Source organism: Paenarthrobacter sp. NPDC018779 (assembly GCF_044391085.1).
GTDB lineage: Bacteria > Actinomycetota > Actinomycetes > Actinomycetales > Micrococcaceae > Arthrobacter.
Genome location: NZ_JBIRZS010000018.1, coordinates 35,976 through 49,515, shown reverse-complemented (window position 1 = coordinate 49,515; position 13,540 = coordinate 35,976). Strand labels below are relative to the sequence as shown.

General features: G+C 65.2%; 12 protein-coding genes and 1 riboswitch. Of the genes, 7 read left to right on the top strand and 5 right to left on the bottom strand.

All coding sequences use genetic code 11. The annotated features are described in order from the left end of the window. Positions 1-36: 36 nt before the first annotated feature. Positions 37-2,160 carry a penicillin acylase family protein gene (locus tag ACH488_RS16805; RefSeq protein ID WP_397325708.1) on the bottom strand — a complete coding sequence of 708 codons (2,124 nt, stop codon included), beginning with the start codon at positions 2,158-2,160 and terminating at the stop codon, positions 37-39. 101 nt (positions 2,161-2,261) lie between these two features. On the opposite strand from ACH488_RS16805, the gene ACH488_RS16800 reads away from it, so the two are divergent. From ACH488_RS16800 to ACH488_RS16790, 3 genes are all read left to right on the top strand, one after another. Beyond that, the gene (locus ACH488_RS16800; protein WP_397325707.1) at positions 2,262-2,990 is read left to right on the top strand and encodes a siderophore-interacting protein; all 729 of its coding nucleotides are present in this window, start codon (positions 2,262-2,264) and stop codon (positions 2,988-2,990) included. A gap of 119 nt (positions 2,991-3,109) precedes the next feature. Further along, positions 3,110-4,633, top strand: coding sequence for a UDP-N-acetylglucosamine 1-carboxyvinyltransferase (locus tag ACH488_RS16795; protein WP_397325706.1), 1,524 nt, complete (start codon positions 3,110-3,112; stop codon positions 4,631-4,633). A gap of 139 nt (positions 4,634-4,772) precedes the next feature. Continuing rightward, positions 4,773-5,960: a glutamate--cysteine ligase gene (locus ACH488_RS16790; protein WP_397325705.1), complete on the top strand. Its 1,188-nt coding sequence runs from the start codon at positions 4,773-4,775 to the stop codon at positions 5,958-5,960. On the opposite strand, the gene ACH488_RS16785 is transcribed toward ACH488_RS16790, so the two are convergent. The 4 genes from ACH488_RS16785 to ACH488_RS16770 are packed head-to-tail and all read right to left on the bottom strand — an operon-like array spanning position 5,904 to position 8,428. Next, positions 5,904-6,539 carry a hypothetical protein gene (locus ACH488_RS16785; RefSeq protein ID WP_397325704.1) on the bottom strand — a complete coding sequence of 212 codons (636 nt, stop codon included), beginning with the start codon at positions 6,537-6,539 and terminating at the stop codon, positions 5,904-5,906. The two genes, ACH488_RS16790 and ACH488_RS16785, sit on opposite strands and share 57 nt — an antisense overlap. A gap of 10 nt (positions 6,540-6,549) precedes the next feature. Continuing rightward, positions 6,550-7,758, bottom strand: coding sequence for an O-succinylhomoserine sulfhydrylase (locus ACH488_RS16780; RefSeq protein WP_397325703.1), 1,209 nt, complete (start codon positions 7,756-7,758; stop codon positions 6,550-6,552). 2 nt (positions 7,759-7,760) lie between these two features. Continuing rightward, the gene (locus ACH488_RS16775) at positions 7,761-8,171 is read right to left on the bottom strand and encodes a rhodanese-like domain-containing protein (RefSeq protein ID WP_397325702.1); all 411 of its coding nucleotides are present in this window, start codon (positions 8,169-8,171) and stop codon (positions 7,761-7,763) included. Further along, positions 8,168-8,428 (bottom strand): DUF1737 domain-containing protein, encoded by a 261-nt coding sequence (locus ACH488_RS16770; RefSeq protein WP_397325701.1) that lies wholly within the window; start codon positions 8,426-8,428, stop codon positions 8,168-8,170. Before ACH488_RS16770 ends, ACH488_RS16775 begins: the two co-directional genes overlap by 4 nt. A gap of 13 nt (positions 8,429-8,441) precedes the next feature. Next, positions 8,442-8,555, bottom strand: a riboswitch (SAM riboswitch). A gap of 175 nt (positions 8,556-8,730) precedes the next feature. Between ACH488_RS16770 and ACH488_RS16765 the strand changes: the two genes are divergently transcribed. The 4 genes from ACH488_RS16765 to ACH488_RS16750 all read left to right on the top strand — a co-directional run bounded on the left by ACH488_RS16765 (position 8,731) and on the right by ACH488_RS16750 (position 13,309). Further along, positions 8,731-10,059: an NtaA/DmoA family FMN-dependent monooxygenase gene (locus ACH488_RS16765; RefSeq protein WP_397325700.1), complete on the top strand. Its 1,329-nt coding sequence runs from the start codon at positions 8,731-8,733 to the stop codon at positions 10,057-10,059. A gap of 1 nt (position 10,060) precedes the next feature. Beyond that, the gene (locus tag ACH488_RS16760) at positions 10,061-11,674 is read left to right on the top strand and encodes an aromatic amino acid ammonia-lyase (protein WP_397325699.1); all 1,614 of its coding nucleotides are present in this window, start codon (positions 10,061-10,063) and stop codon (positions 11,672-11,674) included. After that, complete coding sequence (locus tag ACH488_RS16755) at positions 11,668-12,732, top strand: PLP-dependent cysteine synthase family protein (RefSeq protein ID WP_397325698.1); 1,065 nt, start codon at positions 11,668-11,670, stop codon at positions 12,730-12,732. The genes ACH488_RS16760 and ACH488_RS16755 overlap by 7 nt, the downstream gene beginning before the upstream one ends. A 94-nt stretch (positions 12,733-12,826) precedes the next feature. Continuing rightward, positions 12,827-13,309 carry a carboxymuconolactone decarboxylase family protein gene (locus tag ACH488_RS16750; protein ID WP_397325697.1) on the top strand — a complete coding sequence of 161 codons (483 nt, stop codon included), beginning with the start codon at positions 12,827-12,829 and terminating at the stop codon, positions 13,307-13,309. The last annotated feature ends 231 nt before the right edge of the window (positions 13,310-13,540 follow it).

Below are 13,540 nucleotides of genomic sequence, written 5' to 3'. Positions count from 1 at the left end.
CGATGCGGTGGTGAAAAGCCGTGGTTGAACCAAGAATCAGGCGTCCTTGGCGAGCCGTTCCCAGTCCGTGACCACGGGTACCAACTCCCCGGTGGACCACAGCGGTAACTGGTCGGCGAAGTGTGGGTGGTCCGGCTTGCCCGCGGCTCCGAAGGGGACGATCCACCGGCTGTTGCTGCGTTCGGACAAGTCCCAGACATAGCGGGCAACGGGCCCGCGGAAGCTTCGATCCTCCACCCCGGGAAGGCTCTCCGTGCAGAGGACGCAGCCCGTGTCTCCACTGAGCCGGGCCGCAGGGGCGGAGTCAGCCCAGGGCCCCGGAAGCTCGTGCACAGGCAGGAGTTGGTGCCTGTCACCCCACATGGCACCGTTCATGAACGACTCCTCCATTGCCACATCCTCAAGGGCCGCGGCAGCTTCAACAGGGATGGTGATACCAAGCTCGGAACCGCGGGCAACAAGCGTTTCAAGGGCGAAACCCACCCGGGAGGCCACGGACAGCCACGGTCCGAACAACGCTGGGTAGCCAGTGGGTTCTGCCAGGCGGGCCAACGCCTGGTGCCTGGCAATGCGCTGCACCAAGGCACCGCGCCAAGCGGCGAACACCGCGGCCGGACGGCTCTCTGCATCCATGTGCCCGTCCCAGACAAGCAACAAGGCGCGCAACGTATGGGCCACAGGGGACAGGTCATCAGGGTCGAGGCCATCCAGGAGCTCCCGGAAAAACGGCCATGGACCAAGAACAGAGTCCGAATGGATAGCCTGCATCCGGTCAACGGAGAGCGGACTCCGGGAAGACTCCAAGAGCTCCCTGATCCGGCGGGCCCTGTGTTCCGGGGCGAACTCGAGGGCCACAGCGTCCCCACCCCCGGCGGCGCGATCGTTGGCACTGACCGCGAACCTGGTGATCTCCGTGCGGGGGAGGGCAACGTACTGGCCGTCCCACGCGTGGCGGGCGGACAGCCCGGGTACGGGAAGCCGACGGTTTGCAGGGTTGCGCTGTGGCACGAGACCGGCGACGAAGTGCCGCACGGACCCGGCGGAGTCTGCCGTGATCACGCTGTTCACCGGCTCCACCCAGGAGTCGAACGCGGCTTCCACATCGGCAACCTGACGGCTCCGCAGCAGCGGAAGGAGGGCCTCGAAACCCAAGCGCCCCTCAACGTACGCGGGGAAGCGCAGACTCAGCGCGCCGCCGTCGGGCGTTTCCGAAATGACCGGACCGCGTGCGGTCTCCAGGATCTCGACCTGGACGGGGCCGGAACCACGGACCGTGATGGTCTCGGAACTGACCCTCACCGGCTCCCAGCCCTCGGCGCCGCGGGCCAGGACCCGTTCACCGTCCGTCCCACGGAGCGGCACCCGGCGGAGGTGCTCCTCGAAAAGGTCCTGGTAATCGGCCATGGCGTTGGTGATGGCCCACGCGGTGTGGCCGGTGTGTCCGAAGTGCGGAAGCCCGGGAACGCCAGGGAAGGCGAAGCCCACGGCATCGAAGTCCGGGCACGCCAGCCTGATCTGCTGGTACACGCCCGGCAATTCCATGAGCCGGTGCGGGTCGCCCGCAACAAGCGGCAGCCCACTGTCCGTCAGGGAACCGTGTGCCGCCCACGCATTGCTGCCGGACCATACGGGAGCCTCGATGCTGAAAAGGCCAACGGCCTGGTCACCGAGCGTCCGGGCGACGTGGGCCCGGAAGAGCTTGTTGGGGAACGTGGAGAACAAGATGTGGTGGACCAGGAAAACACCCAGGGGAGTCCACGGATTCCAGCGCCCAGGGGTGGCGTTGGCTTCTTCGAATTCCGGGCCGCTGCGTAGTCCGTCGGCCAAGGCCTGGTTCACTCCAGCCACGTACTGCCCGCACCAACGCTGCGTGGCTTCATCGAGTCCTTCGAAACAGCGGCGGGCCGTGTCATCCAGGCGGGCCTGACGGGCGAACCGGTCCCACGCTATGGCGGCTTCACCGAGCAGTTCGGCCGTGCGGCCCTCCGACCGCCATCGTTCCAGCTCAATCTGCCACGATCTGTCTGCTGCCGCGTTGTATCCCTGCAGGAAGGCGAGTTCGTCGGCGGAGTCCGCCCACAGATGCGGGATTCCCCACTCATCGCGGTAGGTTCCGGTGCCGCCTGCCGGGGCGGGGTGTTGCGTCGGGGCAGACGTCATAATCGGGGACTGCTTTCGAGCTTAGGTTAGGCTTACTTAAGTTCAAGATAGGTGTTTGTGCCGGGTTCGCAAAATCGGCGGCGTTCGTGAAGGAGTGTTGCGTGAAGCGCAGTTGGGAAGGCGTAGTCCTCAAAGTCATGGGCGCAAAGGACTTCACGCTGGAAGTCACGGGCCGGGAGGAAATCTCACCGGATTTCCTGCGCATCCATGTCCGGGACGGTGGGTTGCTGATCGACAGCGAACCCCACCCCACCATGTGGATCCGCCTCTGGTTCGACGACGCCGGCAAGGGCCACCAGCGTGCTTACACCTTGGTCAATCCTGACGCCCGAGCCGGAACCTTCAGCATGGACTTCGCCATGCATGATGGCATTGCCGCCGATTGGGCCCGTACTGTCCAGCCCGGAGCCACCATCGACGCCACCGTCCAGGGCAGCGCCTTTGACTTCCCGCCGGCCCCGCGGCACCTCTGGGTAGTGGGTGATCCGGCCTCCATCCCGGCGATCAATTCGCTCCTCGACGCACGCCCCGCATCCGGCGTCACGGCGCCCGCGACGCTGTGGCTTGAGTACCAGCACGACGCCGACCCCTCGCTTGAGGTGCGGACGTCCGGTTCCGACGTGGTCACCTGGGTTCCCCGTAAGGGTGACGGTGCGTCCCTGGTTGCTGACGTTTGCTCGGCGGTCACGCACGAAAGTGTCTCGCTCGAGGACGACTTCTTCTGGATTGCGTGCGAAGCTTCCAGCACCCGGGCAATCGTGAAACACCTGCGCAAGGTTTTGGGCGTGGACAAGCGCCGCATCGACGCGTTGGGATACTGGCGGGCCTGACGCTTTGGTGGGTTCCGCCGTCGTGCTTCTATATCGCACAGTTCGGGTACGGTGTGATGTTTGTCCTTGAATCGGCGTTTTGATCGACCCTTATAGATCATTTGTGATATTTCTTGGGTATGACGCAAGCTACGCCAGAACACGTAGGCCTCCTGCTCCGCAACGCCCGCAGCGAAAAGGGCTGGACGCAAGGACAACTCGCTTCTGAGCTGGGAACCAGCCAGAGCGCCATTGCCCGGATGGAACAAGGCAGGCAAAACCTGAGCCTCCGGATGATCGAACGACTGGAAGCAATCTTTGGCCGGTCCATCGTCAAAGTGGGTCGGCCCCAAATGACACACCTCCGGGTCGAAGGAGGCCGCACCCTCTCCGGGGAAGTGGACGTCAACAGCAGCAAGAACGCCGGCGTTGCCCTGCTCTGTGCCAGCCTCATCAACCGCGGCACCACCACGCTCCGGCGCCTGGCCCGGATCGAAGAGGTCAACCGCATCGTCGAGGTGCTGACGTCCATCGGCGTCGAATGCACCTGGCTCAACGGCAGCGACCTCCGCATCCGCCGGCCCGAGGTCCTGGATCTTGGATCGATGGACGTGGATGCGGCCCGCCGCACCCGCAGCGTGATCATGCTCCTCGGCCCGCTCCTGGATGAAACCAGCGAATACCAACTGCCCTACGCCGGCGGTTGCGACCTTGGTACCCGTACGGTTGAACCCCACATGCAGGCCCTCCGCGAGTTCGGCCTGACGGTGGAGGCCAAGTCCGGCTTCTATTCCGTGGCCGCTCCTCCCGCCGACGGGCACCACCGCTCCTTCGTGCTGACCGAGCGTGGCGACACCGTGACGGAAAACGCGATCATGGCCGCCGCGCACCGCGAGGGCACCACCGTGATCCGCAACGCCAGCCCCAACTACATGGTCCAGGACTTGTGCTTCTACCTGCAGGGATTGGGCGTAGGCATCGAGGGCATCGGCACCACCACGCTGCGGATCACCGGCCGTCCCAGCATTGACGTGGACATTGAGTACTTCCCCTCTGAAGACCCCATCGAGGCCATGTCCCTCATCACCGCCGGCATCGTGACCAACTCCGAGGTGACCATCCGCCGCGTGCCGATCGAGTTCATGGAGATCGAACTCGCCACGCTGGAGCAGATGGGCCAAAAGCTGGAAATCTCCGGCGAATACAAGGCCCGCAACGGCCGCACCCGCCTGGTGGATGTGACCACCAAGCCTTCGGAACTCCGGGCTCCGCAGGACAAGATCCACCCCATGCCGTTCCCCGGCCTGAACATCGACAACCTCCCGTTCTTTGCCGTGATCGCGGGCAACGCCGAGGGCCAGACCATGATCCACGACTGGGTCTACGAAAACCGGGCCATCTACCTGACGGAGCTCAACAAGCTCGGCGCCCAGGTGCAGCTCCTGGACCCGCACCGGATCTACGTCAACGGACCCACCAAGTGGCGCGCCGCGGAAATCGGCTGCCCGCCGGCCCTCCGTCCGGCGGCTTGCCTGCTCCTGGCCATGCTCGCGGCCCGGGGAACGTCCGAGCTCCGGAATATCTACGTGATCGAGCGCGGCTACGAGGACCTGGCCGAGCGCTTGAACACCATTGGCGCGAAGGTGGAGTACTTCCAGGACTAGCTTGGCTGGCGCACCCGTTCGCGCCATTCGCTCCCTTTGCATGCCCCCGCCGCGCCGGTTTTCGCCCGGCGCTCCAGGTCTACCTGGTGCGAACGGCGGGAAGGGGTGCGCGGCCGGAGCGCGGAGCGCAAAATAAAGCATGCGGACATTCGGGGTTGAGGAAGAACTGCTCATCGTCGATCCCGTGACGGGCGAACCGTTGGCCCTCGCGGATGCACTGCTCAATGGGAGCCACCCGCAGCAAACAAGCACCGGGCTCAGCTACGAACTCAAACTCGAGCAGCTCGAAACCCAAACACGGCCGTGCCACAGCTACGCAGACCTCCTGCACCAGATCCGGCGCGGCCGTGCCATGGCCAGCGAAGCTGCCCGGAAACACGGCGCCCGGATAGCAGCCCTCGGCACGTCTCCCTTGGCTTCCGCGACGCACACCACGCCCGATCCCCGCTACGCCGAGATGCTGGAGCGGTTCGGGTTGACGGCCCATGAGCAATTGACGTGCGGCTTCCATGTGCACACCTCGGTAGAGTCGCCGGAGGAGGGCGTGGTGGTGCTGGACCATATCCGCGACAAGCTCGCGGTACTCACGGCCCTGAGCGCAAACTCTCCCTACTGGCGCGGCCTTCCCGCGGGCTTTGACAGCTACCGCATCCAGGCGTGGAACAGGTGGCCCACGTCCGGTCCGTGCGCTGTGTTCGGCTCGTTGACGGCCTATCGCCGAATGGTGAACCGCTTGCTGGACACCGGCGTGCTCCTGGACGAAGGCATGATCTACTTCGATGCGCGGATCTCGCGGAACCACCCCACAGTGGAGGTCCGGGTGGCCGACGTCTGCCTTCGATCAGAGGACGCGGCCCTGATTGCGGTATTGGTGCGGGCTTTGGTGGAAACGGCCTCCTTGGAAATGCTCGACGGCGTTGAGCCCTCCTCGGTGCCCACGGCGCTGCTGCGCATGGCCAGTTGGCAGGCCAGCAACGTAGGCCTCCGCGGAGACCTGCTGGACTTCGGGGAGTTCCGTCCCGAACCGGCTGCCGACGTTGTGTGGGCCCTGGTGGACTACCTGAGCCCGGTCCTTGACGATCAGGGCGAACTGGGCCTGGTCAAAGCCGGGATCGCGGACATCCTGGAGCGCGGCAACGGTGCCCACGAGCAACGGGAGGCTGTGACGCGGTTCAACCGCAAACACCAGAGGCACCCGGAGAGCCCGCCAACCCCGGAGGCCCTCGCGGCCGCCGTCGGGCATGCCGCCAGGGTGACCGTGCGCGGAGCGTCAGCCGACGCCCATCGAGATCCCGCGCCCGTCCTCGGCAGGGTCCGGCGGGCCTGACCCGGCCTCATCATCCCAGGCGATCAAGTAGGCCCCCACCAGTCCCTCCGTGACGTAGAAGGCGAACGGCGGAATGTCCTTGGCGGTCAGCAGGATCACGCCGAACAGCGCAGCCGCGCCCGAGGCGGTGAACCCCACCCAGCGCTTCGCCCGGGAACTCAGCAGGCCCACGCCCAGAGCGCCCAGCCCGGCAATGTGGAGCCAAGAGTAGCCCAGGAACGGTGCGTTGGATCCTCGGCGGTAGGCGAAGCGCTCAAGGTCCGAAGCCCGGCGGGACAGGCTGTAGACAAACAGCGGTGCGCCCGCCAGCAAGGCCGCAGCGGACGCACCACCGAAGGATTTGGCCGTTCCCTCGGGGAGCGCCCGGGCGAAGGCGGCGAACCCCATCGGCACGGCAGCGGTTCCTGCGGCAGCCAGGTGGTGCCCCACAATCCAGCCCCGCTCGCCACGCATCAGCAGCCGCAGGCGTTCGGCGGGATCCTGCGTGGTGTAGACCTGCGGAACGGGTGAAATCCCCACCAGCCACACCACGGAACCCGCGACGATGACAGCCCCAGCGCGGCGGTATGGATGCCTCATGGCATGAAGGTTAGACCTGTTTGAGGGCCTTCTCCAGATCCAGGATGAGATCGTCCACGTCCTCAAGGCCTACGGACAACCGGACCACGCCATCGCTCAACCCGATCGCTGCGCGACCCTCCGGTCCCATGGCGCGGTGGGTGGTGGTGGCCGGGTGGGTGATGAGGGACTTGGAGTCGCCCAGGTTGTTGGAGATGTCGATGACGCTCAGCCCGTCCAGAAGCGCGAAAGCAGCTTCCTTGGCTGTGCGTCCACCGGACGGCGAGAGCTCGAACGTGAGCACGGTTCCGCCGGCCTTCATCTGCTTGGTGGCGAGCTCGTACTGCGGGTGCGACTTGAGCAGCGGGTACTTGACCCAGCTGATGGCCGGCTGCTGCTCGAGCCACTCGGCGATCTTCAACGCGGACGCGGAGCTGTGGTTCACGCGCAGTCCGATGGTTTCGAGGCCCTTGGTGAGCACCCAGGCGTTGAAGGAGGACAAGGACGGGCCAGTGTGGCGCATGAGCTTCTTGACCGGGCCATCGATGAATTCCTTGGTTCCCAGGATCGCCCCGCCCATCACTCGCCCTTGGCCGTCGATGTGCTTGGTTCCGGAGTAGACAATCACGTCCGCGCCCAGGTCGCCACAGCGCTGCAGCAGGGGAGTGGCAAAGACATTGTCGACGACGACCGTCGCCCCTGCGGCGTGGGCCAGTTCGCTGACGGCCTGGATGTCCACGATTTCCTGCATCGGGTTGGACGGCGACTCGAAGAAGACGGCCGTCGTTGGTTCGGACAAGGCCGCACGCCACTGCTCCAGATCCGGACCATCAACGAAGACCGTCTCCACACCCCAGCGCGGCAGGATCTCGTTGAGGATCACAAAGCAGGAGCCGAACAGCGAGCGGGCGGCAACCACACGGTCACCGGCACCCAGCAGGGCACCCAAGGCAGTGAAGACCGCGGACATGCCGGACGCCGTCGCAAAGCACGCCTCCGTGCCTTCGAGCAGGCGCAGCCGCTCCTGGAACGTGGCGACGGTCGGGTTGCCGTAGCGCGAGTAGACGAAGCGCTCGTCTTCGCCGGTGAAGGCGCGTTCGGCGGCAGCTGCGGATTCGTAAACGAAGCCTGAGTTCAGGAAGACGGGCTCTGCCGTTTCCTGGAAATTGGTACGGTCAAGGCCACCGCGGACGGCCTGGGTGTCAGGGCTCCAGCCGGCGGCGTCAGGATTGAAAGTCACTTTTAGTCGTTCCCCAGGTTGGTCGGCAGGCCACGATTCTTCCAGCCATTCACGGTGCGTTCGCCGTAACGGTCCGGTTCACCCTCAAAGCCCTCAAGGACGTTGTAGGCCGTGAAGCCGGCCTGCGTGGCGGCGATGGCAGCAGCGATGGAGCGCTGGCCGGAGCGGCAGATGAAAACGAGCTCCACGCCGTCGCCTTCGGGAGCCTGCTGCTGCAGGTCCTCGAGGAAGCGTGAGTTCGGGATGCCACCGGCGAGGTTCCACTGGATGAACAGGGGATCGTTCTCTGTGGCCTTGGTGTCCGGAATGCCGATATGGGCCCATTCGCCTTCGGTGCGCACGTCCACCAAGATGGCGCCGTCTTCAAGTTTTGCCCACGCGTCCTGCGGGGTCAGGTCACCTGCGTAGCTCATGCGTGGCCCTCGAATGCTTCCTCGTAGTTGTCCAACTCGTCCACGGCGCTCGCCACGGCTGCGTCCGCACTGGCCACTGCAGCGGGCAAGATGACGGCCTGTGCAACAATCACGGTTTCGCCGTTGAACGTGGCCGCGGGGCTGCCGTGCAGCACGTAGCCCTCGGCCAAGGCCGCGGAGATCCGTTCGCAGAAGTCACGGGTATCGGGGCCCGTGATCAGGCGGTAGGAGAGTTTTTCTTCAGTGGTTTCAGGCATTCGTGGTGCTCCTCAGTCACGCTTGCAGTTCGAAGTGTCGAATACGCCGAGTAGTCACCTGAGGCACCCCGCCGCGGGAGAGGGTTGCCGACCAGCAAGTCAGGGCTTAACGCTGGTGCTCATTACTCAAGAAAAACGTAACATCCACAGCTGGTCAGCCGCATTTGGCGACTGCACCGTCGTCGTCATGTTGCGTAACCGGTGCCTTCCAGGGGTGGGCCGAACGGGGTCCAAATGTGACCCCGCGGGAGCATAATTGACGCAGTACGACCCCCTGTAACTTCGCATGAAATCAGGTCGCGGTGAACGGACACAGCAGTTCTACACTCAAGCCCATGCTGCATTTTGGATGGTTCGTGGGCCACGGATTCGGAGTCCAGGGCTGGGGGACTCCCGGCTACGGCCTGGGCTACGACTGGAAGAAACCCGCGCTGTACCAGGAGGCCGTGAGGGCGTTTGAGCGATCCGGGCTGGACCTGTTCATCATCGAGGATTCCCTCACCGTCCCGGATACGTACGGGGGCACGGCTGAGGTGTCCTTGGCCCATGCGTCCTTCGCGCCGAAGCACGACCCCCTGGCCCTGGTTCCGTACCTTTTGTCCGCCACGGAACACCTGGGGATAGTCCCCACCGTCAGCGCGTCCTTCTATCCTCCCTTCACCGCGGCCCGCCTCCTCGCCACGCTCCAGCACTTCTCCGAGGGCCAGCTCGGGTGGAATGTTGTTACCTCCGGCAGCGACCTCGCCGCCCAGAACTACGGGCTGGACCAACAGATTGAACACGACTTGCGGTATGAGAAGGCGGAGGAATTCGTCGACGTCGTCAGGCGGCTGTGGCGCAGCTGGGAACCTGGCGCTGTGCTTGAGGACGTCTCCGCTGGTGTCTTCGCCGACCACACCAAGGTGCACCCGATCAACCATCAGGGGGACTTCTTCAGGGTTCGTGGGCCGCTCAACACCGCGCCGTTGCCGGAGGAACCGGTGCTGGTGCAGGCCGGGGCCTCGCCCCGCGGCAAGGCCTTCGCGGGCGGAAACGCGGATGTGGCGATCGCTTTGGCGCGCGGGGTGGACGGCATGAAGGCCTACCGCGATTCCATCCGCGAGGAGGCGTCGAAGGTGGGCAGGAACCCCGACGACGTCAAGGTCCTTTTCGTCCTCAAGCCCACCGTGGTGGGGTCCACGGCCGAGGCGGAGGAACTAAGGGCTCAGCGGCGGGAGCTCACGCAGCGGGACATCGACAGCCAACTCAACTCGATTTCCTACCTCTCGGTGATCGACTTCAAGAAGTTCGACCTCGACGAGCCCCTCCCCACCCTGAGCACCAACAGCAACCAGGGAACACTGGAACACTTCTCCAAGGCAGCCCCTCCAGGGTCCACGTTGCGCCAGATCCTTCAAGCCCGCAGCGGGGGAGCCGGAGACTCGATCATTGGCACTGCTGGGGAGATCGCCGATTACCTCGAAGAGACCGGCACAGCTGTTGGCGGTGACGGCTTCCTCTTCTCCGGGTTTGTGGATCCCGTGACGGTCCACTCCGTGCTGGACAAACTCACCCCGGAGCTTCGGCGCCGCGGGCTGTTGAGGAGCAGTTACGGCAACGGAGGTTTCCGCCAAAACCTCCTGGACTTTTGACATGGCCCCCGAACCCAATGAACTGGTGATCGGGACCGCCGCTGTGCCTCCCGAGCGCTTGGCCCAGGTTGCCGCTGACCCGGCGTTTCACGTGAAACTCAACCATGATGCGTTGACATTGATGGGGCGATCACGGGAAATCGTGGAACGGACGGCCGCGTCCGGGCAACGCGTCTACGGGCTCAACACCCTGCTGGGCTCCGGGCGGGACACCGCTGTGGAGGAGGAGTCCGTCCTCAGCTACCAAGTGCAGGTGGTCCGCTACCACAACAGCGGAGTGGGCCCCTATCTGGACCTTGCCGCCGCCCGGGCCGTCATCCTCGCCCGGCTCATAGGTTTCAGCCGCGGCGGCTCCGGCGTCCGACCCGAAACAGCAGGCTTTTACGCCGAACTCCTGAACCGTGGGGTGCATCCCGCGATCCCGAGCGAGGGCTCAGTGGGTTCTTCCGATCTGACCCAGCTTGCCGCCGTCGCCGCCGTCGCCATCGGTGAAGGTGAAGCCTTCGACGCCGAAGGCACCCTGGTGCCCGGCGCCAAGGCGCTCGCCGACGCCGGGCTGCAGCCACTCACGCTCGCGGCAGGGGAGGCCTTGGCCCTGGTCAGCGCCAACAGCTACTCGACGGGGGCCGGCGCGCTCGCCCTCGTGCGGCTGCAGCAGGTGGCAGGGCTTGCCGACGTCGGGCTGGCGCTGTCCCTGGAAACCACCGCAAGGTACGACGGCGGCGGGAACCTGAGTCCCTTTTCGCCGGCCATCCAGGCGGCCAAGGCGGTGGACGGGCAGCGCGAATCGGCCGCCGCTGTCCGCCGGCTCTTGAGCGGTGGGTGGTTGGAAGACGTCCGTCCCGAGGTCTCCGTGCAGGACGCCCTGTCCTTCAGGGCCGCGCCGCAAACCCACGGCGCGTTCCGGGCCCTGGTTGCGCAGCTTCGCTTCGCGCTCGATGTGGAGTTGAACGGCCGCGGCGACAATCCCTTGGTGGACTTGGAGTCCGGACAGATGGTCTCCGGTGGAAACTTCCAGCCGATGCAGCTTGCCTTGTCCTTCGAAGGCCTGCGCCTGGCCTTGGCACATGTGGGGATCTCCAGCGAACGCCGGATCGCCAAGCTGTACCCGCCGCAGCGTGCCATCCGTGCCAAGCACCTCGCTGCCGCGGCCGCCGGTTCCGGTCTGGCCCAGGAAGAGCTTCCCGGCTTGCTGTGGTACTCCGCGGCCGGTCTGCTGGCCGAACTAAAGTTCCTCGCGGCTCCGGCCACCCTGGGAGCCCCAACCCTGTCCGCCGACGTCGAAGATCATTCGACTCTGGCGCCACTCGCCCTGCAGCAACTCGAAAAATCCCTGGACGCCTTGGAGAAACTCCTGGCTATTGAAGCCCTCACTGCGTCCTACCTGCTGCTCGAAGCGGGAGCCGCGCAACCGCTCGGGAAGGGGACTGCCGCCGTCGTGGGCCGCTTGGCCGATGTGCTGGCGGAGCGGCCGTCGGCCCCCGAACTTGTTGACCGGGCACGGCGTGTGCTGCGCGAGGCAGTGGCGGCGGTATGGGAGGGGCCGAGGCCTGACCAGGTGCGCAGCGTCCGGGCCACGGACGTTGCCGCAGCGGAAGGAGGAGGAACATGGTGACAACGGCAGCCCGCAGGCACGGGGTGCATGCTGCAACGGGGGCGCCCGACGGGCTGGATACCTCCGTACTGGACAAGGTGGGCAACACGCCGCTGGTGAAGTTGGAGAACCTGGGCAGGGGCCTGGGCAGCAGCATCCACGTCAAGCTTGAGTCGGAGAACCCCGGCGGATCCATCAAGGACCGCACCGCGCTGAGCATGGTTCGGGCGGCCGAGAGATCCGGTGAACTGCGGCCCGGCGCCACCATTGTGGAAAGCACGTCCGGCAACACGGGGATTGGCCTGGCGCTGATCGGACACCTGACCGGACATCCCGTGGTGGTGGTTACCGGCGACACCATCTCCGAGGAGAAACTCGCCGCGCTGCATAACTATGGCGCCCGCGTGATCCTGACTGACTGGAACGCGCCCTCGGAATCGCCGGAAAATGCCCGGGCAGTTGCCGCCCGGATCACCGCCGAGACCCCCGGTGCGTGGCGGCCCATGCAGTTCGACAACCCGGCCAACCCGCTGGCGCACTACGAATCCACCGGGCCGGAGATCTGGGAACAGACCGGTGGGCTGATCACACACTTCGTTGCGGGCATCGGGACCGGCGGGACCATCAGCGGCAACGGCCGTTACCTCAAGGAACAAGTGGCGGCCTTCCGCCCGGGTGGCCACGTCGAAGTGGTGGGCGCCGATCCCTATGGTTCCGCTTACAGTGGTGGCCACCCCGAAGAGATCCTGGTTGACGGCGTGGGCAACTCGTGGCCGCAATCGGAGTGGCCCAAAGCGTTCGACCGCTCCATCGTGGACCGGTTCCTGCGCATCCCCAACGACGAGGTCTACACCGTGGTCCACCGGCTCCTCGACGAGGAAGGACTGTCCTTGGGGCCGTCGTCCGGGCTCACCGTAGCTGCCGCTTTGCGTGTGGCCCGTGCGGCTCCACACGGCTCCGTGGTGGTGGCCATAGCCCCCGACGCCGGCACGAACTACCTGAGCAAGGCTTTCAACCCGTCGTGGCTGGCGGAAAACCACATCCGCCTCGCCGCCGACATCCCCACTCCCCGCGACTAGGACCCTCTCTCACCGAATCCCCCCTTTTCGCCGACGCTCTCTCACCTAACCGCCTGTTCCTGCGGACGCTCGCTCACTGCGTTAAGCTCCAAATATGCCCGAACAGGAAACATCGCCGCGCCTTGCCGGTTATCTGGACAAGCAACAACCCGAGCTCTACGCCACTCTCACCCAGTACTCCCAACAATTGGTCGATGAAGCCGACCGTCTTGGCATCCCACGCCGTACCTTGGAACTCATTAATTACCTGTGCTCACAGATCAACGGCTGCGCATTCTGCCTGGACCTGCATCATCGTCGGGCTTTGAAGTACGGCGAAACAGAACAGCGGCTGTCCTTGGTGGCTGTGTACAGAGAAGTCCAATTGTTCGAAGCCAGCGAGGTGGTGGCCATGAAGATTGCCGAGCAGATTACGCGGATGAGCTCATCCCGGCCCAGCGCTGAGCTGTTCGCAGAGGCCCGCCAGCACTATTCGGAGGAGCAGATCAGCGTCATCTGCATGGCAGCCATCGGCATCAATGCCTTCAACCGTCTCTCCATCCTGAGCGAGCACCCCGTGAGGGCGGCCAAGAAGTAGCGGCCGGGCCTGAGGGGTGTGCCGCCACGACCTTCTTTGGGCGCTTTCCGCGGCTGAAGGCAAGGGTTTCCCGGCGTGTTTGGGATTTTCAGCAGCAAAGTGGGTTGTGGCGGTACGCGTTCACTGACATAGTGGCCCTGCTTCAAGGAAGATCAGCCCCTGCACAACCTGGAAAGGTTGCGCAGGGGCTGCTTCGCAGCGATGGAAGCCCAGGCCCGCAGAGCTTGGTTA